The sequence below is a fragment of the Pseudoalteromonas apostichopi genome (assembly GCF_030297135.1).
GTDB lineage: Bacteria > Pseudomonadota > Gammaproteobacteria > Enterobacterales > Alteromonadaceae > Pseudoalteromonas > Pseudoalteromonas apostichopi.
On record NZ_AP028065.1, the window covers coordinates 40,392 to 63,397 of the forward strand.

20 protein-coding genes are annotated in these 23,006 nt (G+C 41.1%); 4 read left to right on the forward strand and 16 right to left on the reverse strand.

The window, feature by feature from the left end; translation table 11 throughout:
* Nucleotides 1-38: 38 nt before the first annotated feature.
* On the reverse strand, nt 39-1,706 hold the full coding sequence (gene glnS, locus QUE86_RS00170) for a glutamine--tRNA ligase (RefSeq protein WP_286258514.1): 1,668 nt from the start codon (nt 1,704-1,706) through the stop codon (nt 39-41).
* A 228-nt stretch (nt 1,707-1,934) separates the two neighbouring features.
* On the opposite strand from glnS, the gene QUE86_RS00175 reads away from it, so the two are divergent.
* Nucleotides 1,935-3,005: a DUF3083 family protein gene (locus tag QUE86_RS00175; protein WP_239978011.1), complete on the forward strand. Its 1,071-nt coding sequence runs from the start codon at nt 1,935-1,937 to the stop codon at nt 3,003-3,005.
* Nucleotides 3,006-3,054: 49 nt separating this feature from the next.
* Here QUE86_RS00175 and argA read toward each other — a convergent pair whose 3' ends face one another.
* From argA to sdhC, 9 genes are all read right to left on the reverse strand, one after another.
* Nucleotides 3,055-4,395, reverse strand: a complete 1,341-nt coding sequence (gene argA / locus QUE86_RS00180; RefSeq protein WP_167657603.1) for an amino-acid N-acetyltransferase — start codon at nt 4,393-4,395, stop codon at nt 3,055-3,057.
* Nucleotides 4,396-4,590: 195 nt separating this feature from the next.
* The gene (sucD, locus tag QUE86_RS00185; RefSeq protein ID WP_130051420.1) at nt 4,591-5,463 is read right to left on the reverse strand and encodes a succinate--CoA ligase subunit alpha; all 873 of its coding nucleotides are present in this window, start codon (nt 5,461-5,463) and stop codon (nt 4,591-4,593) included.
* Nucleotides 5,463-6,629 (reverse strand): ADP-forming succinate--CoA ligase subunit beta, encoded by a 1,167-nt coding sequence (sucC, locus tag QUE86_RS00190; protein ID WP_054551366.1) that lies wholly within the window; start codon nt 6,627-6,629, stop codon nt 5,463-5,465. Before sucC ends, sucD begins: the two co-directional genes overlap by 1 nt.
* A gap of 177 nt (nt 6,630-6,806) precedes the next feature.
* Nucleotides 6,807-8,306, reverse strand: coding sequence for a 2-oxoglutarate dehydrogenase complex dihydrolipoyllysine-residue succinyltransferase (gene odhB, locus QUE86_RS00195; protein ID WP_286258519.1), 1,500 nt, complete (start codon nt 8,304-8,306; stop codon nt 6,807-6,809).
* Between the two features lie 3 nt (nt 8,307-8,309).
* Entirely contained in the window at nt 8,310-11,129 is a 2,820-nt protein-coding gene (locus tag QUE86_RS00200; protein WP_130051418.1) for a 2-oxoglutarate dehydrogenase E1 component, read from the reverse strand.
* A gap of 84 nt (nt 11,130-11,213) precedes the next feature.
* Complete coding sequence (locus tag QUE86_RS00205; protein WP_054551369.1) at nt 11,214-11,930, reverse strand: succinate dehydrogenase iron-sulfur subunit; 717 nt, start codon at nt 11,928-11,930, stop codon at nt 11,214-11,216.
* Between the two features lie 10 nt (nt 11,931-11,940).
* Complete coding sequence (sdhA, locus tag QUE86_RS00210) at nt 11,941-13,713, reverse strand: succinate dehydrogenase flavoprotein subunit (protein WP_130051417.1); 1,773 nt, start codon at nt 13,711-13,713, stop codon at nt 11,941-11,943.
* Nucleotides 13,714-14,061 (reverse strand): succinate dehydrogenase, hydrophobic membrane anchor protein, encoded by a 348-nt coding sequence (gene sdhD, locus QUE86_RS00215; RefSeq protein WP_130051416.1) that lies wholly within the window; start codon nt 14,059-14,061, stop codon nt 13,714-13,716.
* Nucleotides 14,052-14,429, reverse strand: coding sequence for a succinate dehydrogenase, cytochrome b556 subunit (gene sdhC, locus QUE86_RS00220; RefSeq protein ID WP_082401567.1), 378 nt, complete (start codon nt 14,427-14,429; stop codon nt 14,052-14,054). The genes sdhD and sdhC overlap by 10 nt, the downstream gene beginning before the upstream one ends.
* 409 nt (nt 14,430-14,838) lie before the next feature.
* Here sdhC and QUE86_RS00225 point away from each other — a divergent pair, with 409 nt between their 5' ends.
* The 3 genes from QUE86_RS00225 (at nt 14,839) to QUE86_RS00235 (ending at nt 17,878) form a co-directional block, all read left to right on the forward strand.
* A complete protein-coding gene (locus tag QUE86_RS00225; RefSeq protein WP_054551373.1) occupies nt 14,839-16,125 on the forward strand; it encodes a citrate synthase in 1,287 nt (428 codons plus the stop codon).
* 111 nt (nt 16,126-16,236) lie between these two features.
* Complete coding sequence (locus tag QUE86_RS00230; protein WP_286258531.1) at nt 16,237-17,451, forward strand: aminotransferase class V-fold PLP-dependent enzyme; 1,215 nt, start codon at nt 16,237-16,239, stop codon at nt 17,449-17,451.
* Between the two features lie 13 nt (nt 17,452-17,464).
* A complete protein-coding gene (locus QUE86_RS00235) occupies nt 17,465-17,878 on the forward strand; it encodes a SufE family protein (protein WP_130051414.1) in 414 nt (137 codons plus the stop codon).
* Between the two features lie 3 nt (nt 17,879-17,881).
* On the opposite strand, the gene tcdA is transcribed toward QUE86_RS00235, so the two are convergent.
* Genes tcdA through msbA form a run of 6 tightly spaced genes read right to left on the reverse strand, consistent with a single transcriptional unit; the run spans nt 17,882 to nt 23,004 of the window.
* Entirely contained in the window at nt 17,882-18,676 is a 795-nt protein-coding gene (gene tcdA / locus QUE86_RS00240) for a tRNA cyclic N6-threonylcarbamoyladenosine(37) synthase TcdA (protein WP_130051413.1), read from the reverse strand.
* Nucleotides 18,677-19,351 (reverse strand): TIGR01621 family pseudouridine synthase, encoded by a 675-nt coding sequence (locus QUE86_RS00245; RefSeq protein WP_286258534.1) that lies wholly within the window; start codon nt 19,349-19,351, stop codon nt 18,677-18,679. It lies immediately after the preceding gene.
* A gap of 3 nt (nt 19,352-19,354) precedes the next feature.
* A complete protein-coding gene (gene kdsB, locus QUE86_RS00250; RefSeq protein ID WP_130051411.1) occupies nt 19,355-20,110 on the reverse strand; it encodes a 3-deoxy-manno-octulosonate cytidylyltransferase in 756 nt (251 codons plus the stop codon).
* Nucleotides 20,098-20,295, reverse strand: a complete 198-nt coding sequence (locus QUE86_RS00255) for a Trm112 family protein (protein ID WP_036968654.1) — start codon at nt 20,293-20,295, stop codon at nt 20,098-20,100. Before QUE86_RS00255 ends, kdsB begins: the two co-directional genes overlap by 13 nt.
* On the reverse strand, nt 20,285-21,262 hold the full coding sequence (gene lpxK, locus QUE86_RS00260; RefSeq protein ID WP_286258537.1) for a tetraacyldisaccharide 4'-kinase: 978 nt from the start codon (nt 21,260-21,262) through the stop codon (nt 20,285-20,287). The genes QUE86_RS00255 and lpxK overlap by 11 nt, the downstream gene beginning before the upstream one ends.
* On the reverse strand, nt 21,262-23,004 hold the full coding sequence (msbA, locus tag QUE86_RS00265) for a lipid A export permease/ATP-binding protein MsbA (protein ID WP_130051409.1): 1,743 nt from the start codon (nt 23,002-23,004) through the stop codon (nt 21,262-21,264). The genes lpxK and msbA overlap by 1 nt, the downstream gene beginning before the upstream one ends.
* Between the last annotated feature and the right edge of the window lie 2 nt (nt 23,005-23,006).

A 23,006-nucleotide genomic window follows, 5' to 3' on the forward strand; every position in this document is an offset into this window, starting at 1 on the left:
TTATTAAGCTTAGAAACTTAAACAATTAGTAAAGGGGTTTAGCCTTTCTGTTCAATCTTCGCCCATGAATCTCGAAGACCCACAGTTTGATTGAATACTAATGAATCTGCTTTGCTATCACGACAGAAATAGCCTGTACGCTCAAACTGGAAGCCCTGCTCTGCTTGTGCATTTGCAAGCGATGGCTCAACTTTAGCATTTGCAAGAACCACAAGTGATTCAGGGTTTAGTGTTGCGTTAAAGTCTTCTGCTGCAGCTGGGTTTGGTACGTTAAATAAACGGTCGTATAAACGAACTTCAGCTGTGATAGATTCACTTGCTGATACCCAGTGAATTACACCTTTAACCTTACGGCCATCACTTGGGTTTTTACCCAGAGTTTCAGGATCGTAAGAACAGTAGATAGTCGTGATTTCGCCATTTTCGTCTTTTTCAACGCGCTCAGCTTTAATTACATATGCACCACGTAAACGTACTTCTTTATCAAGCACTAAACGCTTGAACTTGTTGTTTGCTTCTTCACGGAAGTCTTCACGCTCGATATAAAGCTCACGAGTGAAAGGCACATCACGGCGACCCATCTCTTCTTTATTCGGGTGATTTGCAACAGACAAGGTTTCTACTTTATCTGCGTCATAGTTCTCGATAACAACCTTGACCGGATCAAGAACAGCCATTGCACGTGGTGCATGCTCATTTAGGTCTTCACGGATACATGCTTCTAACATGCCCATTTCAACCATGTTTTCTTGTTTAGTGACACCGATGCGTGAACAAAATTCACGTACTGAGGCAGGTGTATAACCACGACGACGTAGACCAGCAATCGTTGGCATACGTGGGTCGTCCCATCCTTCAACATGACCATTAACTACTAAGTCGTTTAATTTACGCTTAGACATAATGGTGTATTCAAGATTTAATCGTGAAAACTCGATTTGTTGCGGATGACACTCAAGGCTGATGTTATCTAATACCCAATCGTATAAACGACGGTTATCTTGGAATTCAAGCGTACATAATGAATGTGTGATGCCTTCTAGCGCGTCGGAAATACAATGCGTGAAGTCGTACATTGGATAAATGCACCATTTGTCGCCCGTTTGGTGGTGATGAGCAAAACGTACACGGTATAAGATCGGATCACGCAATACCATAAATGAGCTTGCCATGTCGATTTTTGCACGCAGTACACACTCGCCTTCTTTGAATTCGCCATTTCGCATTTTTTCAAAAAGCGCTAGGTTTTCTTCAACTGGCGTGTCGCGGTAAGGACTGTTTTTACCTGGTTCTTTCAAAGTACCACGGTATTCTCTTGCTTGATCAGGAGATAAGAAACATACATATGCAAGGCCTTTTTCGATAAGCTCAACAGCATAACCATATAAAGCATCGAAATAGTTAGATGAATACTTAATTTCACCATCCCATTTAAAACCTAACCACTGCACATCTTCTTTAATTGAGTTTACGTAGTTGATGTCTTCTTTTTCTGGATTCGTATCATCAAAACGTAAATTACAAAGACCTTGATAATCTTGGGCGATACCAAAATTCAAACAAATAGACTTCGCGTGACCAATGTGTAAAAAACCATTTGGTTCTGGTGGAAAACGCGTGTGTGTAGTCGCATGCTTACCGCTTGCGAGATCTTCATCGATACGCGTTCTAATAAAGTTACTTGGGCGATTCTCAATTTCCGCCATAGGAGCATAATCCTCTGAATATTGCATGGTGACAAAACTAATGCATTATTACAAAAACAAACCCTAACATACAGTAGTAGAATCATGTTTATTGAAGATATTAAGTCGATTGTTGAATACATAGTTCACAGACTCAACAAAAACGGTAAAAAAATTGTTCTAACGCAATAAAATGATCATTGACTAACGATATAGTGCCACTAGTTTCACTACCAATAAGGAAAAAAGATGGCTTCGCTCAATCAACACCGAGTCTATATTCCAAGCTCAGCACGTGCAAATCAGTATGTGTTAGTTGAATTTAAACCTACTGATGAGTTTTTTGCCCAGTTCACAAATGTTAGCTGTGCTTATAAGCGTCTTGCAAGGGAGTTATTTGCACTCTGTGATGAGTATGAATTACACAACGTTCACTTAATCGCTAACGATAAACTGCCGGTGGTTCGTTACCATGATGAGGCGTATAGTTTAGAAACCGCGAAACAAATTTTATTTTTCTATAACCCTCAATACCATGAAGCACACAATGTGTTTGCTGATGGTGAACAAAAATGCAAAAAAATTCGTTTATTGTTCTTGGCGACTGGTGAAGATATTCGCGCTAATGCGGCAAGTTTTCATCATAATGTGCAGCGAGTAATAAACTCTTTACAAGAAAAGATATTAAGCAATCAGCCAGCTTTAAAAGTTCGTGATCACCAACACCTTACTTATGATTTATTTGCCAAAGCAAAAGGTCACAAAGAAAGCTATGGTTATAAATTACGAAGCTTGTATCCTCGCTTTCAATCTCGCCAATGTCATTTACCAACTGAACACAGTGAAATAGCTTATGCAGGTTTTTCGATTCCTGTGACTCGTGCTATCAAAACTCAATTTCAACATATGTTGAATGAAGAGAATTACACCGAGTTTTATCAATACATTTTTGATGCGTTTAAACGTGCTTGTGATAAACGCGGATTAACACTGGGTGCATTTATCGCTAATGGAACACGACCTATTGTCCGAAATAGTAATATTGATAACGCACAAAGTAACAGTGAACTACAAAAGTTAACCTTTGATTGCAGCTCTGAGCAAGTACAATTACAACAATATTGGAATGCAAATCAACTTGTTGATTCACTGCATTTCATAATAGCAGCAGCAGACAAAGACAAACATGACATTGGTTATGGCAAGTTTATGAATCATGTACAGAGTGCGATTAATGAAGTGACAGATGAACTGGCATTTAATCCAACTCGTCAAGATTTACGTGTTCGTTTTTATCAGCACATAAACTATCAATACTAACTAAGTTTAGTTTAATTAATCGAGGTGACGTATTCACGTCACCTTTTAATTATCGATTATTGCTTAGCTTAGTTAAGTCTAGTCGTAGCACCTTAGAACGACGCTCGTAGTTATAAAGTGCTTTTTTCTTTTCAGGTAATTCATCAACCGTGACCAGTTCAAAGCTTTGCTCTAAAAACCAATGAATACTACGGGTGGTCAACGCAAATAAATGCGAATAACCTGCACGTTTGGCTTTATTAATAATAAACCGCAGCAGAAAACTGCCACGGTCTGCATCCCGGTACTGAGGATGAACAGCAAGACTTGCAAACTCCCCCACTTGTTCATCTGCAAACGGATACAAAGCCGCACAGGCAATGATAAGCCCATCACGCTCTATCACAGTAAATTGTTCAATTTCAATTTCGAGCTGCTCACGAGAACGGCGTACTAAATACCCCTGCTGTTCAAGTGGCCTGATAAGATTAATAATACCGGTAATATCAGAGATGCTAGCACTTCGTAATTGTTCAGAGCTTTGCGGCGCGATTTGTGTACCAATACCATCTAATGAGAACAACTCTTGTAGTAACGCGCCGTCTTCTTTATAACTAACTAAGTGACAACGATGCACGCCACCACGACAGGCATCAATCGCCGCTTGTAAGAAAACCGTTGCACTTAAACATGCATCTGGTTGATTACGATAACTTGCTAATAGTTGCTCAGCTTCATTTGGCATTAACTCAGCAATCGCTTCACCATTTTCATCTAAAATACCAGCTTCTTGGCAAAACCCGAGCATTTTATCTGCACGAAGCTTTAGCGCTACTTGTGTTGCAATTTCTTCTGCAGTTAAGTTAAAGCTTTCACCGGTAACCGATGCCGCGATTGGTCCAAGTAATACAATACCGTTGTTATCTAATTGATGGCGAATCCCCGCGACATCAACACGTCTTACTCTACCTGAATGATGATAGTCTACACCTTCATCAACCCCTAAAGGTTGAGCAATAACAAAATTACCACTCACTACATTTAGAAATGAACCTGACATAGGAGTACTACTTAAAGACGTTGATAAGCGCGCAGTAATATCGAATTGCATAGCACCCGCGACCTTTTTAATGACTTCAAAAGTTGCATTATCAGTCACTCGTATCTCATTATGAAACTGACTAGTTATGCCAACTTGTTCAAGTGCCGCATTAAACTGTGGACGAGCCCCAAATACTAATACAATCTTAATACCAAGACTGGTTAGAAGCGCAACATCATTAATGATGCTACGACAACCAGACTGGTCAATCGCCTCTCCGCCAAGCATAACAACGAAAGTTTTACCGCGGTGAGCATTAACGTATGGGGTTGACTGGCGAAATCCATCTACCAATTCTGTGGTACGCACGTAATATTTACCTTATTAAAGTCGAGTGTTTTAATAAAAACAGATATACAAGCCACAAGTGTAGAGAATTTATATTCACAAATAAAGCATTATTATTCTTAATTTGCTATAGAATTTTTCATACCATAAATTAAAAAGAAGCAAATACAAAAAAGGCCCGCATAAGCGAGCCTTTCTTAAGAGATTATAAACTGATTACCAGCCTGTTTTCTCTTTAAGTGCAGCACCGATATCAGCTAGTGAACGTACAGTTTTTACGCCAGCAGCTTCTAATGCAGCAAATTTTTCATCAGCAGTACCTTTACCGCCTGCGATGATTGCACCAGCGTGACCCATACGCTTACCTGCAGGTGCAGTAACACCAGCAATGTAAGAAACAACAGGTTTAGTCACGTTGTGCTTGATGTATTCTGCAGCTTCTTCTTCTGCAGTACCACCGATTTCACCGATCATAACGATAGCTTCAGTTTGCTCGTCTTTTTCGAACATTTCTAAAACGTCGATGAAGTTAGTGCCAGGGATAGGGTCACCACCGATACCAACACATGTTGATTGGCCGAAACCAGCATCAGTAGTTTGTTTAACCGCTTCGTAAGTAAGCGTACCAGAACGTGATACGATACCTACTTTACCAGGCTTGTGGATGTGACCAGGCATGATACCAATCTTAGTTTCACCAGGAGTGATAACACCTGGGCAGTTAGGACCGATCATACGAACACCAGTTTCATCAAGCTTAACTTTAACGTCAACCATGTCTAGTGTAGGGATACCTTCAGTGATACAAACGATAAGCTCGATGCCAGCATCGATTGCTTCTAAGATTGCATCTTTACAGAAAGGTGCTGGTACGTAGATAACTGATGCAGTTGCGCCAGTTGCTTCAACAGCGTCACGTACTGTGTTGAATACTGGAAGACCAAGATGCGTTTGACCGCCTTTACCTGGGCTTACACCACCAACCATTTGTGTACCGTACTCAAGCGCTTGCTCTGAGTGGAAAGTACCTTGGCCACCAGTGAAACCTTGACAGATAACTTTTGTATCTTTATTGATTAATACAGACATTATTTGCCCTCCGCAGCAGCAACAACTTTTTCAGCTGCGTCTGTTAGTGATTCAGCAGCGATGATGTTAAGGTCAGAACTAGCTAGTACTTCACGACCTAGTTCAGCGTTAGTACCTTCTAAACGAACTACTACAGGAACGTTTACACCCACTTCTTTAACTGCGCCGATGATACCTTCTGCGATCATGTCACAACGTACGATACCACCAAAGATGTTAACTAAAACAGCTTTAACGTTGTCGTCAGATAAGATGATCTTGAATGCTTCAGAAACACGCTCTTTAGTTGCACCGCCACCAACATCTAGGAAGTTAGCTGGCTTGCCACCGTGTAGGTTTACGATATCCATAGTACCCATCGCTAGGCCTGCACCGTTAACCATACAGCCTACGTTACCGTCTAGTGCAACGTAGTTAAGCTCGAAGCTTGCAGCGTGAGCTTCACGCGCGTCTTCTTGTGAAGGATCGTGCATTTCACGGATTTTAGGTTGACGGTAAAGCGCGTTACCATCTACACCGATTTTACCGTCTAGACAGTGAAGGTTACCTTCGTCTGTGATTACTAGCGGGTTGATTTCTAATAGTGCGAAATCGAAATCGTTGAACATGTTAGCAAGACCCATGAAGATCTTAACGAACTGTTTCATTTGAGTAGGGTTTAAACCTAGTTTGAAGCCTAACTCACGAGCTTGGTAAGCTTGAGGACCAACTAGTGGATCGATCTCAGCTTTGTGAATTAGTTCTGGAGTTTCTTCTGCAACTTGCTCGATTTCAACACCACCTTCAGTAGATGCCATGAAAACAACTTTACGAGAAGCACGATCTACTACAGCGCCAAGGTATAATTCGTTAGCGATGTCAGTGCAGCTTTCTACAAGGATTTTAGCTACTGGCTGACCATTTTCGTCTGTTTGGTAAGTAACTAAGTTTTTACCTAACCAGTTCGCAGCGAACTCTTTAACTTCGTCGATTGTTTTAACTAGCTTAACACCGCCAGCTTTACCACGGCCACCTGCGTGAACCTGTGTTTTAACAACCCACATATCACCGCCGATTTTCTCAGCAGCTGCTGCAGCTTCTTCAGGTGTATCGCAAGCGAAACCTTGAGAAACTGGTAAACCATATTCGGCAAAAAGTTGTTTTGCCTGATACTCATGCAAATTCATGATGCTTTATCCAATTTTTTATACTAAAAGAGCTGAATATTTATGCAAAATAAACAGCTATCCCAAATTGCGCACTTAGTATAAATCCCAAGGCTCCACATGAAAACCCCAGTTAGACCAAAGGCGCAAAAAAAAAGCTGTGAACAAGGTTCACAGCTTAGTTTTCATACAACCAGATTAAACATCTAGTAGTAAACGAGTCGGATCTTCAAGTAACTCTTTAATTGTTACTAAGAAACCTACAGATTCTTTACCATCGATTTGGCGGTGATCATAAGATAACGCTAAGTACATCATTGGTAAGATTTCAACTTTACCATTTACAGCCATAGGACGCTCTTGGATTTTGTGCATACCTAAGATTGAAGACTGTGGTAAGTTGATGATTGGAGTAGATAGTAATGAACCGAATACACCACCGTTAGTGATGGTGAAGTTACCACCAGTCATGTCATCAATTGATAATTTACCGTCACGACCTTTAAGCGCTAGCTCACGGATACCTTTTTCGATTTCAGCAACAGAAAGCTTGTCACAGTCTTTAAGTACTGGTGTAACAAGACCACGTGGTGTAGAAACCGCGATGCTGATGTCGAAGTAGTTGTGATAAACAATATCATCACCGTCGATAGACGCATTTACTTCAGGGAAACGCTTAAGTGCTTCAGTTACGGCTTTCACATAGAAAGACATGAAACCTAAACGGATACCGTGACGCTTTTCGAATACTTCTTGGTACTGCTTACGAAGATCCATGATTGGCTTCATGTTAACTTCGTTGAAAGTCGTTAACATTGCAGTTGAGTTTTTCGCTTCAAGAAGACGATTAGCAATTGTTTTACGTAAACGAGTCATAGGAACACGTTTTTGTGTACGATCACCCATAGGTGCTGCTGGTGCTGCTGCTTCAGCTTTAGGTGCTGCTGCAGGTGCTTTTAAGAACTTATCAACATCTTCTTTTGTTACACGACCATTTTTACCAGAACCTTTGATTTTTGATGCATCAAGGCCTTTCTCAGCAATTAAACGACGTACTGACGGCGTTAATACGTCAGAGCTATCATTTGATTCGCTTGCTGGCGCTTCTTCAGCTTTAGCTGCTGGCGCTGCTGGTGCTGCACCCGCTTTAACTTTACCAATTACTTGCTCACCAAGTACTGTTTCGCCTTCAGCGTGAATGTGCTCACCCATGATACCGTCTTCTTGAGCAACAACTTCAAGAACAACTTTATCAGTTTCGATGTCAACAAGGTTTTGATCGCGAGTTACCGCTTCACCTGGTTGAACGTGCCAAGTAGCAATTGTCGCGTCTGCGACTGATTCTGGAAGTACAGGTACTTTAATGTCCACTTCTTTACCTTCTGATGCTGGTGCTGATTGCGCCGCTGGCGCGTCTTCTGATTTAGCTGGTGCAGATTCGTCACTTGCTGGTGCAGCATCTGCATCACCAAGTAATGCAATTACTTGTTCGCCAAGTACTGTTGCACCTTCTTCTTGTGAAATTTCAGTGATTACACCGTCATTTGGTGCAACAACTTCTAAAACAACTTTATCTGTTTCGATATCTACTAAGTTTTGGTCGCGGCTTACTTTGTCGCCAACACTTACGTGCCATGTTGCAACAGTAGCATCAGCAACCGACTCAGGAAGTACAGGAACTTTAATTTCTGTGCTCATTGCTTATCCTTTCTTTTCAATAGTAAGCGCATCTGCAACGAGCGCTTGTTGTTCTTTATTATGCACTGACATGTAACCACACGCTGGTGATGCTGATGCTTTACGACCTGCGTAAGTTAATTTAGCACCGGCTGGAATTGCATCAACGAAGTGGTGTTGAGAACAATACCATGCACCTTGGTTTTGCGGCTCTTCTTGACACCAAACAAAATCTTTAACGTGTTGGTAACGCTGCATGATTGTATCCATCTCAGCATGTGGGAATGGATATAGTTGTTCTACACGAACAATAGCAATGTTATTTAATTCTTGCTTACGACGCTCTTGTAGTAGCTCGTAGTAAACTTTACCACTACAAAATACAACGCGTTCTACTTTATCTGCTGCAATATCATCGATTTCGTCAATCATATTGTGGAACACACCTTCTGATAACTCTTCAAGTGAAGATGTTGCCAGCGGGTGACGAAGTAGCGACTTAGGCGTCATAACAATCAATGGACGGCGTAAAGGACGAACAGATTGACGACGAAGCATTGCATAGACTTGTGCAGGTGTTGAAGGAACACATACTTGCATATTGTGATCAGCACACAACTGTAAGAAACGTTCTAGACGTGCCGAGCTATGCTCTGGACCTTGACCTTCATAACCATGTGGAAGTAAACATGTAAGACCACATAAACGACCCCACTTCTGCTCACCTGAACTTAAGAATTGGTCAAATACAACTTGTGCGCCATTCGCGAAATCACCAAATTGTGCTTCCCACATTACAAGTGAAGTAGGTTCAGCTGTAGCATAACCATATTCAAACGCAAGAACAGCTTCTTCAGAAAGAACTGAATCGTAAACTTCAAATGCACCTTGATTTTCACTGATATTTTGCAGCGGTAAGTATGTTGATGCATCTTTTTGATTATGGATAACCGCATGACGGTGGAAGAATGTACCACGGCCAGAGTCTTGACCAGTTAAACGGATATCTGTACCCGCATCAACAAGCGTTGCATAAGCAAGTGTTTCAGCCATACCCCAATCAAGTGGTTTTTCACCTGTAGCCATCAACTTACGGTCATCGTAGATTTTATTAACACGCGACTGAGCTTTATGGCTTTCTGGGAAGCTTGCTACTTTTTTACCAAGTTCTTTTAATTTTTCAACAGATACAGTTGCATCGTACTCAACATCCCAATCGTGACCAACAAACTTAGCCCAATCAGAAGAGTGCGATGTTTCTAGTTGAATTTCTTCAACAACACAGTTGCCTTTATCTAGACCGTTACGGTAATCATCAGCAAGTGCTTTTACTTCATTTTCTGAGAATGAACCTTCAGCAACTAATTGATCTGCGTAAATTAGACGAGGTACTGGATGCTTTTTGATTTTTTGGTACATAAGTGGTTGAGTCGCATTCGGCTCATCCGCTTCGTTATGACCATGACGGCGATAACATACTAAATCAATCACTACATCACGTTTAAACTGGTTTCTGAAATCTAGCGCGATTTGAGTGACAAATGCTACCGCTTCAGGATCGTCAGAGTTAACGTGGAAAATTGGTGCCTGAACCATTTTCGCAATATCAGTACAGTAAGGTGTAGAACGTACATCAGACTGTTTAGACGTTGTAAAACCTACTTGGTTATTTACAACGATGCGAATACTACCACCACAACTAAATGCATTAGTTTGCGATAAGTTAAATGTTTCTTGAACAACACCCTGACCTGCGATTGCAGAGTCACCGTGAATAGTAATCGGTAATGCTTTAATACCTGACTTATCACCTAGACGGTCTAAACGAGCACGTACCGAACCCATAACCACTGGATTAACGATTTCTAAGTGAGACGGGTTAAATGCAAGTGCCATGTGCACGTTGCCACCCTTAGTTGCAAAGTCAGATGAATAACCCATGTGATATTTAACATCACCTGAGCTTAATGTGTCTTTGTGTTTACCAGCGAACTCATCGAATAATTCTGATGGGTTTTTACCTAATACGTTCACTAGTACGTTCAAGCGACCGCGGTGAGCCATACCAATAACAGCTTCTTTTTGTCCGCTTTCACCTGCACGATGAATTAGTTCTTTAAGCATTGGTACTAATGCGTCACCACCTTCAAGTGAGAAACGTTTTGCACCAGGGAACTTAGCCCCTAAATATTTTTCAAGGCCATCTGCAGCTGTTAATCCTTTAAGGATACGTAGCTTTTCTTCTTTAGAGAACTTTGGACGTGATTGCACTGATTCTAAACGTTGTTGTAACCAACGCTTTTCTTCAGTTGAAGTGATGTGCATATACTCAGCACCAACCGACCCACAATAAGTCGTTTTGAGTGCTTGATATAGCTCACCTAATGGCATGGTTTCGCGACCGACAGCAAACGAACCCACATTGAATTCACGGTCAAAATCAGCTTCAGATAAATCGTGGTATTCAAGTTCAAGATCTCGAACTCGCTCGCGTTCCCAGATACCTAACGGATCTAGGTTGGCATTTTGGTGACCACGGAAACGGAAAGCATTAATAAGTTGTAGCACTTTGACCTGTTTAGGATCGCCAGAGCCACCCTCTGCTACCACTACTTCTCTATGCTTGTTTTTAGCAAGCTGTGCAAATTGTGCACGAACATCTGAATGTTTTACGTCAACATCCACACCATCAACTTTTGGTAATTGTTCGAACACTTCTCGCCATTCTTCTGGCACAGAAGTCGCATCATCTAAGTACGCTTCATAAAGCTCTTCTACGTAAGCAACGTTACCGCCGTTTAAGTGAGAAGATTCTAGCCATGCCTTCATCACACCTTCGTGCATTTATAAGCCCTTTTCTTTAGCGCAGAAATTAATTGTTGTAAAAACAAGGTGGTTAATCACTTAACCACCTTACATATTCAAGCTTTAAACAGCGCGGTTCAATAGCATTGATTTGATTTGTCCAATTGCTTTGGTCGGGTTAAGACCTTTTGGACACACGCTAACACAGTTCATGATACTGTGACAACGGAACACGCTGAACGCATCGTCTAGGTCTGCAAGACGCTCTTCAGTTGCTGTATCGCGGCTATCAGCCAAGAAACGATAAGCATGAAGAAGACCCGCAGGACCGATGAACTTGTCTGGATTCCACCAGAACGAAGGACACGATGTTGAACAACATGCACATAAGATACACTCATATAAGCCATCTAACTTATCACGTTCTTCGATTGACTGAAGACGCTCACCCGCCGCAGGCGTGTCGTTGATTAGATAAGGCTTAACTTTTTCGTATTGAGTGTAGAACTGACTCATGTCAATAACAAGGTCACGTACCACTGGTAAACCTGGTAAAGGACGAATTACGATTTTACCTTTGCCACCTTTTAGTAGCGTTGATAAAGGTGTAATACACGCTAAACCGTTTTTACCATTCATGTTGATACCGTCAGAACCACACACACCTTCACGGCATGAACGACGGAATGATAATGTTGGATCTTGCTCTTTTAATTGCATAAGCGCATCCAATACCATCATATCTTGGCCTTCTTGCGTTTCTAGCGAGAAGTCTTGCATACGTGGTGCATTATCAACATCTGGATTGTAACGATAAACCGAAAATTGTACTTGTGCCATCGTCTCGCTCCTAGTATGTACGTGCTTTAGGTGGGAAAGCTTCACGCAGTTTCGGCGCGTAGTTTACTTCACGTTTTGTCATTTCATCTGTAACTGGGTTATAGATAGAGTGACATAACCAGTTGTCGTCATCGCGATCTGGGAAGTCAAAACGAGAGTGTGCACCACGGCTTTCTGTGCGGAAGTTCGCAGCTACTGCTGTTGAGTAAGCTGTTTCCATCAAGTTATCTAGCTCTAGACATTCGATACGTGCTGTGTTGAATTCAGTTGACTTGTCGTCAAGACGAGCGTACTGAAGACGTTCACGAATTTCTTTAAGCTCTTTAAGACCTGTTGCCATTGCATCACCTTCACGGAATACCGAGAAGTTAAGTTGCATACACATTTGTAGATCTTTCTTGATTTGAACTGGGTCTTCACCTTGGCCAACTTTAGAGTTTTCCCAACGATTAAAGCGTGCAAGAGATGCTTCAAGGTCAGACTCAGACGCATCTTTACCAGCTTCAACACCGTTAAGGTACTTACCTAAGAAGTTACCGGCTGCACGGCCGAATACAACTAAGTCAAGTAGTGAGTTACCACCTAGACGGTTAGCACCGTGTACAGATACACAAGCAATTTCACCAACAGCGAATAAACCTTCAACTACTTTTTCTTGGCCATTTGCATCGATTTGTAATGCTTGACCATTAACGTTAGTTGGAACACCACCCATCATGTAGTGACATGTTGGTATAACTGGGATTGGCTCTTTAGCTGGATCAACGTGTGCGAATGTTTTCGCAAGGTCACATACGCCAGGAAGACGTAGGTTAAGTGTCTCTTCACCTAAGTGGTCAAGCTTAAGCTTGATATGTGGACCGTAAGGACCATCGCAACCACGACCTTCACGGATCTCAGTCATCATTGAACGAGCAACAACGTCACGAGACGCTAAGTCTTTAGCATTTGGCGCGTAACGTTCCATGAAGCGTTCGCCGTCTTTGTTTAGAAGGTAACCACCTTCACCACGACAACCTTCAGTTACAAGTACACCAGCGCCAGCAATACCTGTTGGGTGGAACTGCCACATTTCCATATCTTGCATTGCAACACCAGCACGTGTAGCCATACCAACACCGTCACCAGTATTGATGTGTGCATTCGTTGTAGATGCGTAGATACGGCCTGCACCGCCTGTTGCTAAAACAACAGCTTTCGATTTGAAGTAAACAACTTCGCCAGATTCGATGTCGATTGCTGTACAACCAACAACGTGACCGTCGCTGTTTTTAACTAAATCAAGTGCGTACCACTCAGAGAATACGTTTGTTTTGTTTTTAACGTTCTGTTGGTATAAACAGTGTAATAGCGCGTGACCAGTACGGTCAGCTGCTGCTGCAGTACGTGCAGCCTGTTCACCACCAAAGTTTTTCGACTGACCGCCGAAAGGACGTTGATAAACACGGCCATTTTCAAAACGAGAAAATGGTAAACCCATGTTTTCTAATTCAGTAATAGCTTCAGGACCTGTTTTACACATATATTCGATAGCGTCTTGGTCACCGATAAAATCGGAACCTTTAACAGTATCGTACATGTGCCATTCCCAGTTATCTTCATGTGAGTTACCCAGAGCAACCGTAATACCACCCTGTGCAGACACAGTGTGAGAACGTGTAGGGAAAACTTTTGAGATAAGTGCACAGGTTTTGCCTGATTCAGTGATAGCTAGTGCTGCGCGCATACCCGCACCACCGGCACCAATCACTACAGCGTCAAATTCACGAACAGAATAATTCACTTAAACACCCCATAAAACGATTAGACCAATTGCTACGTAAGCAACAGCCATAAGGTTTAATACAAAGCCTAAAACAGCACGTAATTTAGCGTTTTTGACATAGTCCGTAAGAACTTGCCAAAGGCCGATACGGGTGTGAACCATGATGCAAACTAGGGTAATTAAGGTAAACCCTTTCATTGCTAGGTTAGAGAATAGGCCCTGCCAGGCTTCGAAAGTGACTTCTGGCGTACATAAAAAATAACCGATAATAAAAATCGCGTAAGCGCTGATTATTAATGCAGTTGCACGTAGTGATACGAAATCTTGTACACCATCACGTTTAAGAGTTGCTTGATTTAAAACCATATCCACACTCCTGCTAGAATTGCAGCTACAACACCTAAAGCTAATGCAACTTTAGCGCTGAAGTTACCTGATTCAAGTTCTTCCCAGTGACCCATGTCCATAATGATATGGCGGATACCACCGATTAAGTGATACGCCAATACAGAAATGGTGCCCCATGCTATGAATTTGGCAATGAATCCGCTGAACAGACCCTTGACGAATTCAAAACCTTCTGCAGAAGAAAGAGACTCAGACCAAGCCCAAATGACAAACGTTAAAGCAAAAAATAATGCAACACCGGTGACGCGGTGAAAAATTGATGCTTTAGCCGTTGCCGGCATAGATATAGTTGTTAGATCTAGATTTACAGGTCTTTGCTTTTTCACAGTTACTTGCCCATCTTGCCCACTTAGGAGCTCATCTACTTGTTTTTCTAAAACCCATCAAAATGAATTTCGATGGAACTATCTAAGTAAACCGTGTTGATACACAAAAAGTTCACACTGATGCAAAACTCAAATGTAAAAATAAAGTTTACCTACAGACAATACGGTATAAAACCTTGGATAGTATATATAGCCAATGGTCTTTTTACAATTCTTGTTTAGTAAGAGACGTTTGCGAATTAGCCAATAGTATAATATTTAATCCTGGTAGAATATTTATTATCCATTTGTGCATAATGTTTATAAAAATTGACTTTACACCCCTCTTTCACGTTAAAATGAAAAGAATGTGCTTAAACAGATTCAGAACATAACAATCAGAGTTGTTATCTTAATAGGAGATAAATAGATGGCGGATAAGAAAGCCACGGTCCATATTGATGGTCTTGATCCAATCGAACTTCCAATTTACCAAGGCACTGCTGGCCAAGACGTAATCGACGTACGTACGTTAGGTTCTCACGGCCACTTCACTTACGACCCAGGTTTCATGTCGACCGGTTCTTGTGAATCTTCAATCACTTACATCGATGGCGGCAAAGGTGTTTTATTACACCGTGGTTACCCAATCGAGCAATTAGCTGATGAATCAAACTACATCGAGCTTTGCTACTTACTATTAAACGGCGAGTTACCTACTAAAGAACAATACGAAGCGTTTGCTCAAGAAATCACGCACAACACAATGCTTGATACTAAAATTGCAAACTTCTTCCAAGGTTTCCGCTTTGACGCTCACCCAATGGCAATGCTTTGTGGTGTTGTAGGTGCTCTTTCTTCTTTCTACCACGAAGATTTAGACATCACAGATGCAACACAACGTAAAACAAGCGCAATCAAGCTAGTTGCTAAATTACCAACTATCGCTGCGATGGCTTACAAATACAACGTAGGCCAACCGTTTGTTTACCCACGTAACGACTTAAGCTTCGCTGAAAACTTCTTACACATGATGTTCTCAGTACCAGCTGAAGAATACAAAGTAAGCCCTGTTCTTGCTAAAGCAATGGACAAAATCTTCATGCTTCACGCTGACCATGAGCAAAACGCGTCTACGTCAACTGTTCGTTTAGCAGGTTCTTCAGGTGCTAACCCTTACGCGTGTATCGCTGCTGGTATCGCATCTTTATGGGGTCCTGCGCACGGTGGTGCTAACGAAGCATGTCTTAACATGTTAGAAGAAATCGGTTCCGTTGACCGTATCGACGAGTACGTTGCTAAAGCGAAAGACAAGTCTGATCCTTTCCGTCTTATGGGCTTTGGTCACCGTGTATACAAAAACTTCGACCCACGTGCGACAGTAATGCGTCAAACGTGTCACGAAGTACTTGCTGAGCTAAACATTCAAGATCCACTTCTTGATATCGCTATGAAGCTTGAGCAAATTGCACTTGAAGACCCATACTTCGTTGAGAAGAAACTTTACCCTAACGTAGATTTCTACTCAGGTATCATCTTAAAAGCAATCGGTATTCCAACAAGCATGTTCACTGTAATCTTTGCAATGTCACGCACTGTTGGTTGGATCTCTCACTGGGATGAGATGCTTTCTCAACCTGGTCACAAGATCAGCCGTCCTCGTCAGTTATATACTGGTGAAACTTCACGCGATTACGTACCAACAGACAAGCGTTAATACGAATTTGCGTTTAAAAAAGGCCGCTTTGCGGCCTTTTTTGTTGCCCTGCACTTGTCTATTTGTACAAAGTAATTAAAATCGTCGCATTCTTGTAGCTTAAGGCCTTTCATGTTCGATATCACAAAAATACGTGCTGACTTTCCAATACTGAACGAAACAGTCAATGAGCAGCCTTTGGTGTATTTAGACTCAGCGGCTACCTCACAAAAGCCACAGGCAGTTATTAATGCACTTAGCCGTTTTTATAGCCACGAGAACGCCAATGTGCACCGCGGCCGCCATACACTCAGTGAAAACGCGACACGCCAATATGAGCATACAAGAACGCTACTTGCAGATTATTTTTCTGTAAAAAATAATGAGATAGTGTGGACCAAAGGGGCAACCGAATCGATTAATTTAATCGCAAATGGTCTGGCTTCGAGGCTTAATCCTGGTGATAAAATTGCCCTATCTGCTATTGAACATCACGCCAATATAGTCCCTTGGCAACAACTAGCACAGCGTACCGGCGCAGAGCTTATTATTATGCCTATTGAAGATGATTTGGTCATTGATAGTGCTCATTGCAGTGACTTTATAAAACTGCATCAGCCAAAAATTGTCGCTGTTACCCATGCATCAAATACATTAGGAAATATTACTGATTTAGGGCCTATCCTTGCAGCATGTAAAGCCTCAAATGCGATTTCAGTAGTTGATGGTGCACAGGCTGCTATGCATTTACGTCCTAACTTACAAGAAATTTCCTGTGATTTTTATGTATTTTCTGCCCATAAAATGCTCGGACCAACAGGATTAGGTGGTCTATATGGACGTTTTGAGCTGCTAAATTCGCTTGACGTTTACCAGACCGGTGGTGAAATGATTGAAGCAGTGAGCCTTACTCATAGCACTTTTCGAGAGGCGCCAGGTAAATTTGAAGCCGGCACTCCAAATATTGCTGGTGTAATCGCCTTTGCTGAAGCCATTAATTATTTAACATCTTTAGATTTTCAGCAGATGCGTCAACATGAGCATACAGTTTTCGATTATGCAATAAATAAATTGGCTGCTATTGATGGTATTAAAATCTATTCAAACCAAAGAGATAACATTGGTAACATCAGCTTTAATTATCGCGATGAACATCCTTTTGATTTAGCCACCCTACTTGATGGGTTTGGCGTTGCAGTTCGCAGTGGTCACCATTGTACACAACCTATAATGAGCTATTTAGGTATTCCTGGTACAGTACGAGCCAGTTTTGCGTTATATAACAATAAAGATGACGTAGATGCATTTATCAGTGCCGTTAAAAGTAGTATCGAAATATTAGATTAATTGTGGATAAAATATGAATTCAACGTTTGAAGCCATTAGTAAAGATATTGAAACGGCTGCAGGCTGGCAGCAAAAATATCGCCAAATAATGCTGTTAGGTAAGCAATTACCTATTATGCCTGAGGTACTAAAAGTTGATGACGCGCTCGTTAAGGGGTGTGAAAGTAAAGTTTGGCTATATATTGACTTTGATCACTCAGAAAACAGCCTCGTTTTAGCTGGTGACTCTGATACTCGTATCGTAAAGGGGTTATTGGCTTTGATTTTAGCCTTATACAATGGTCTAACACCGGAGCAAGCAGCACAAATTAATGCATATGATGAGTTTGAACGACTTGGTCTAATTAGCCATTTAAGCCCTTCTCGAGGTAATGGCATCAAAGCCATGGTTGATAGAATTCAAACCATGGCCGACCAAAAACGATAAGTCTTATACATTACGCTGTTTTTTATCAAGGTACTTTCTAATTGCTTTGGCTGCAACAAAAAAGCCAAAGCTTCCAGTTACCATCGTGGCTGAGCCAAAACCATTGTTACAATCCATATTCATTGAGCCATCTGCACCTTGTTTTGCTTGGCATACCTCACCTTCAGAGGTTGGATATACAAGCTGCTCTGTTGAATAAACACAATCAACGTTAAATTTACGCTTTGGATTGCTACTAAAGTTGTACTGTTTTCGAAGAATATAACGTACTTTTGCTAGCAAAGGGTCATGAGTAGTTTTAGCTACATCACCAAAGCTGATTTGACTTGGATCAGTTTGCCCACCTGCACCACCGGTAGTAATAACGGGTAACTTTATACGTTTACAATGAGCAATTAGCGCCGCTTTTTCTTTAACAGCATCAATACAGTCAATTACATAATCAAAACCTTGAATATGTTCACGAATGTTATCTAGCGTAATGAAGTCATCAATAACGTTAATTTTGATATCAGGGTTTATCAGCTCACAACGTGTTTTCATGGCTTCAACTTTTGCCTCACCTACCGTACCAGTTAAAGCATGAATTTGACGATTCACATTCGTAGCACATATATCATCAAGGTCAATGAGAGTTAGTTGCCCTACACCCGTTCGAGCCAACGCTTCAGCGGCCCAACTACCTACGCCCCCAATACCTATGACACAAAAATGTGCTTGTTGTAACCAATCAAATTGCTGATGACCATATAAACGTTTAATGCCACCAAAACGGATGTCTTGTGTTGTTTCTTTCATTTACCAATCCAACGTCCAAGGAGCTGTCCACTCTTTGAATTCGTCTGAGTTAAAAACTTCATTGAGATGAGCGCCTAAAGTATAATCGCAGCGATATTCTTTAAGTTGCTCTTTATAACTAAACTGTAGTGCATAGGCATGCAAATTTGTTCGTTCATCCTTGCTTCCTGCGTAGAGTGTATCGCCGAGTATAGGTGCACCTAAACTTTTCATCGCCACCCTTAGTTGATGAGTCTTGCCAGAAAATGGTTTTAACAAATAAGCACGTAATCCTGCTCGAATACTTTTTGAGTAAAATCTTGTTATAGCAGGGTTAGTTTGACTCTTTAATAACTTAAATGCCCCTCGACGACTTTTCTGCATGTCACCTTTTATCCAGCCTTGTTTTTTCTTTGGTTTAGCATCACTGAGTGCTAGATAAAACTTGTTAACTTTATGAGCACTAAACAGCGCGGTGAATTCAGCTGCTGCTTCTTTGCTACGGGCTAAAATAATCAAACCTGAAGTAACTTTATCGAGTCTATGAATTGGATATAGCTTTTCATTTACCAGTTGCTCAGCAAGTACAACAAAACCAGCACATTCTTCACTGTGAAAGCTAACACCTGCAGGTTTATAAAAAACATGGAAATCATCTTCACTTGCATGAAGATGAACGCTGTTTACATCATGCATTATTTAATTGCCAAGCACAGCTATGACGCGAGCCAAATCTTCAGGGGTATCAACGCCTGCTTGTGGAGCGCATTTTGCCTTAGCGATTTTAATCTTGTGACCATGGTAAAGTACACGTAACTGTTCTAAAGACTCTAGTAGCTCTAAACGCGTTTGCGGCAACTCAATATAATCTTTGATGAAGCCTGCGCGATAGGCATAAAGACCAATGTGACGAGCAAAATCAGCTAAATTTAATTGAGAGTGATCATTTTTCATCATCGCATCACGGTGATAGGGAATTGGCGATCGAGAAAAATACAGGGCGTTGTTATCCACATCGCTAATGACTTTTACACAATTAGGATTAAAAATGTCTTCAATCTCATCGATACTTGTACTTAATGTAGCCATAGGTGCATCCGAATCAGCAAGAAGCTTAGCAACTTGAGATACGTTTTCACTTGCTAATAAAGGCTCATCACCTTGTACGTTCACTACAATGGTGTCACTCTCTAGCTCTAATTGTTCAACGACCTCAGCTAAACGCTCAGTGCCCGATTGGTGATCTTCACGTGTCATCAGTACATTACTGGTAAACTCTTTAACTGCATCAAACACTATTTGATGGTCAGTCGCGATATAGACTTTTGATGCACCGGAAGCAACCGCTTTTTCATAAACGTGTTGGATCATAGGCTTGCCACATATATCAGCAAGTGGTTTACCAGGTAAACGCGTCGATGCGTAGCGTGCTGGAATGACGACTACGAATTCCACTTATCAACCTCTTCTTGGCTTAATTCACGGGCTTCATTTTCTAGTAGCACCGGAATATCATCTTTGATTGGATACGCAAGTTTCGCAGCAGTGCTAATAAGCTCTTGATTCTCTTTATCAAGACGTAATTTACCTTTGCACACTGGGCAAGCGATAATTTCAAGTAATTTTGTATCAAAGGCCATTGAGGATCCCTTTTTGTTTTAATAATAAATTAAGTTTTTCGATAACTGCAGGTGTCGGTTTTGCATCAACAGGTAAATAATACCAATTAGGCTTTGCAAAACTAAAGCATTTAACTGCATCTTTTTCTGTCATAAACACGGCGTCATCTGCAAAATCGCTAAAGTCACTTGCTTGATAAGCATAATGATCACGAAAATGATGGGTAGATAACAAGCTAATACCCTGCTGCTTTAAACTCATTTCAAAGCGTTTTGGGTTACCAATAGCACTTACGGCATGGCCTTTATCTTGTACTGAACCGATCGGTTCTGCATTGCTAACGGCTCTAAACGGACTACACGTTAAATCATAACGACTCTGTGCGTCGCCACCATTTTCAATTACTAGATCAACCGATTTTAAACGCGCTTTTGTTTCGCGAAGCGGACCTGCTGGCATGAGCAGTCCGTTACCAAATTGACGTTCACTATCAACAATACAACACTCAATATCACGCGCCATTTTATAATGCTGCATTCCGTCATCAGAAATGATGACATCGATATCATGTTGTTCTAATTTTTTAATGCTAGCTTGTCGATCCGGTCCTACCATAACAACACAGCCTAAGCGTCGTTTAATAAGCACAGGTTCGTCACCAGCTTGTGTTGTAGTTGTTTCATCAGTCACTAACAACGGATACGAATCAGACTTACCACCATAGCCACGGCTGATCACTGCCACTTTTAAACCTTGCTGTTGTAAGTATTCAGCAAGCCAAATAACAAATGGCGTTTTGCCATTGCCACCGACACTAATGTTGCCGACGACTATTATAGGAACACGCGCTTTAAAAGCCTTAAGTATATTAAGCTTATAAAGCAAGGCACGAAGTGTAGAGATAAGCCAAAAAAGCGCACTCAAAGGTAACAACAAAACACTGAGTAAACCTGGCTTTTTATACCAGCTTTTTTCAATTACACTCACTACTGCTCACCAAACTGCATTTTACATAAAGCGGAATAGGTGCCGTCTTTTTCAAGCAGCTCGCTATGCGTGCCCTTTTCGATAACCTGACCATGGTCGATTACATAAATACAATCACTGTTTTCTATTGTTGATAAACGGTGTGCTATCACAATCGATGTTTTTTCTTTCATTAAGCTATCAAGTGCTTGCTGGATCAGTTTTTCAGACTCTGTATCGAGAGCAGATGTCGCCTCATCAAGAATTAAAATAGGAGCATCTTTTAAAATTGCACGCGCGATTGCAATTCGCTGACGTTGACCGCCTGATAACATTACGCCGTTTTCACCTACCATGGTATTTAAACCATCAGGTAAATCTTTAACGAACTCCCAGACATGGGCTTGCTTAGCAACTGCCATTAACTCATCGTTTGTTAATTCGCGCTCGAGTCCATAACAAATATTATTCGTAATAGTGTCGTTAAATAAAACCACTTGCTGTGAAACCAGTGCAAATTGCTTACGTAGGTCTGTCAGTTTGTAATCAGCGATGTTGACACCATCAAGCAAAATTTCACTGTCACCTTCAAGCTCATAATAACGTGGTAATAAATTCGAAATGGTCGATTTACCTGAGCCTGAACGACCCACTAAAGCAATACTTTCGCCAGCATTAATCGAAAGTGATAAATTCTTTAATACAGGCTCATCTTTAGTTGGGTATTTAAAGGTCACATTGTTTACTTCAATTTTACCAGTTACTTTATCAACGCTGTAACTGCCAGTGTCTTTTTCTACTTCTTCATCAAGTACTAAAAAGATACTTTGCGCTGCTGAAATACCACGTTGTAAGTCACTATTTACGTTTGATAGTTGCTTAAGTGGACGTAACAACATCATCATTGATGAAATAAGTAATACGAAGTCGCCAGAACTGATGGTATCAATCATTGACGGCATAGACACGACCCATAGAATAACCGCCATCGCGCTTGCAGCTAATATTTGGATTACGGAGACACTTAATGCTTTGGTCGCGTCCATTTTAATGCGCTGCTGACGGTTATGATTGTTGATTGCAGAAAACTGTGAGATTTCTTGCTGCTGACCACCAAAACCATGAATAACTTTATGACCAGATAGCATTTGTTCTGAGCTGCGAGTGACTTGACCCATTGCAGACTGGATTTTTTTCGAAATCATACGAAATCGTTTTGATACAAATGCGACAATAACAGCCACCAGCGGAATAATGACTAAAAATATCAGTGAAAGCTTCCAACTGGTATAAAACATATTGAAAAGTAAAAAGACAACAAACGCCCCTTCTCTAACAACAATTAATAAGGCTTTAGTAATGGCTTGTTGAACTTGCTCGGTATCAAAGGTGATTTTAGATATTAAATCACCGTTCGAATTTTTATCATGAAAAGAAACTGGCAGATGTAAAATATGTTCAAATAATTGCTGGCGCAGGGTTCTCACAACTTGAGAGCCCACATAGCTTAAACAGTAAGACGACATGTAGTTAAACATGCCTCGACCTAATACCAATGCAATTACAACAAAGGGAGCGTAAGTTAAAACATCCGTGTTACGGTCATTTAAACCATCATCAATGAACGGTTTCATTAAATTGATAAACAATGCATCCATGGCAGAATAACCAATCATGCCCACAATGGCGAAAAACGCGATTAACTTATAATCACCCACATAACTGATTAATCGCTTGTAGATTTGGGATGTAGTTTGATCCATAA

Coding starts and splice junctions, on each gene's coding strand:
- QUE86_RS00200 (WP_130051418.1), bottom strand. CDS start 11,129: ATGCACGAAGGTGTGATGAAGGCATGGCTAGAATCTTCTCACTTAAAC.
- sdhD (WP_130051416.1), bottom strand. CDS start 14,061: ATGGTTTTAAATCAAGCAACTCTTAAACGTGATGGTGTACAAGATTTC.
- QUE86_RS00175 (WP_239978011.1), top strand. CDS start 1,935: ATGGCTTCGCTCAATCAACACCGAGTCTATATTCCAAGCTCAGCACGT.
- sucD (WP_130051420.1), bottom strand. CDS start 5,463: ATGTCTGTATTAATCAATAAAGATACAAAAGTTATCTGTCAAGGTTTC.
- odhB (WP_286258519.1), bottom strand. CDS start 8,306: ATGAGCACAGAAATTAAAGTTCCTGTACTTCCTGAGTCGGTTGCTGAT.
- QUE86_RS00205 (WP_054551369.1), bottom strand. CDS start 11,930: ATGGCACAAGTACAATTTTCGGTTTATCGTTACAATCCAGATGTTGAT.
- QUE86_RS00230 (WP_286258531.1), top strand. CDS start 16,237: ATGTTCGATATCACAAAAATACGTGCTGACTTTCCAATACTGAACGAA.
- sucC (WP_054551366.1), bottom strand. CDS start 6,629: ATGAATTTGCATGAGTATCAGGCAAAACAACTTTTTGCCGAATATGGT.
- QUE86_RS00235 (WP_130051414.1), top strand. CDS start 17,465: ATGAATTCAACGTTTGAAGCCATTAGTAAAGATATTGAAACGGCTGCA.
- QUE86_RS00225 (WP_054551373.1), top strand. CDS start 14,839: ATGGCGGATAAGAAAGCCACGGTCCATATTGATGGTCTTGATCCAATC.
- tcdA (WP_130051413.1), bottom strand. CDS start 18,676: ATGAAAGAAACAACACAAGACATCCGTTTTGGTGGCATTAAACGTTTA.
- QUE86_RS00245 (WP_286258534.1), bottom strand. CDS start 19,351: ATGCATGATGTAAACAGCGTTCATCTTCATGCAAGTGAAGATGATTTC.
- QUE86_RS00255 (WP_036968654.1), bottom strand. CDS start 20,295: ATGGCCTTTGATACAAAATTACTTGAAATTATCGCTTGCCCAGTGTGC.
- msbA (WP_130051409.1), bottom strand. CDS start 23,004: ATGGATCAAACTACATCCCAAATCTACAAGCGATTAATCAGTTATGTG.
- glnS (WP_286258514.1), bottom strand. CDS start 1,706: ATGGCGGAAATTGAGAATCGCCCAAGTAACTTTATTAGAACGCGTATC.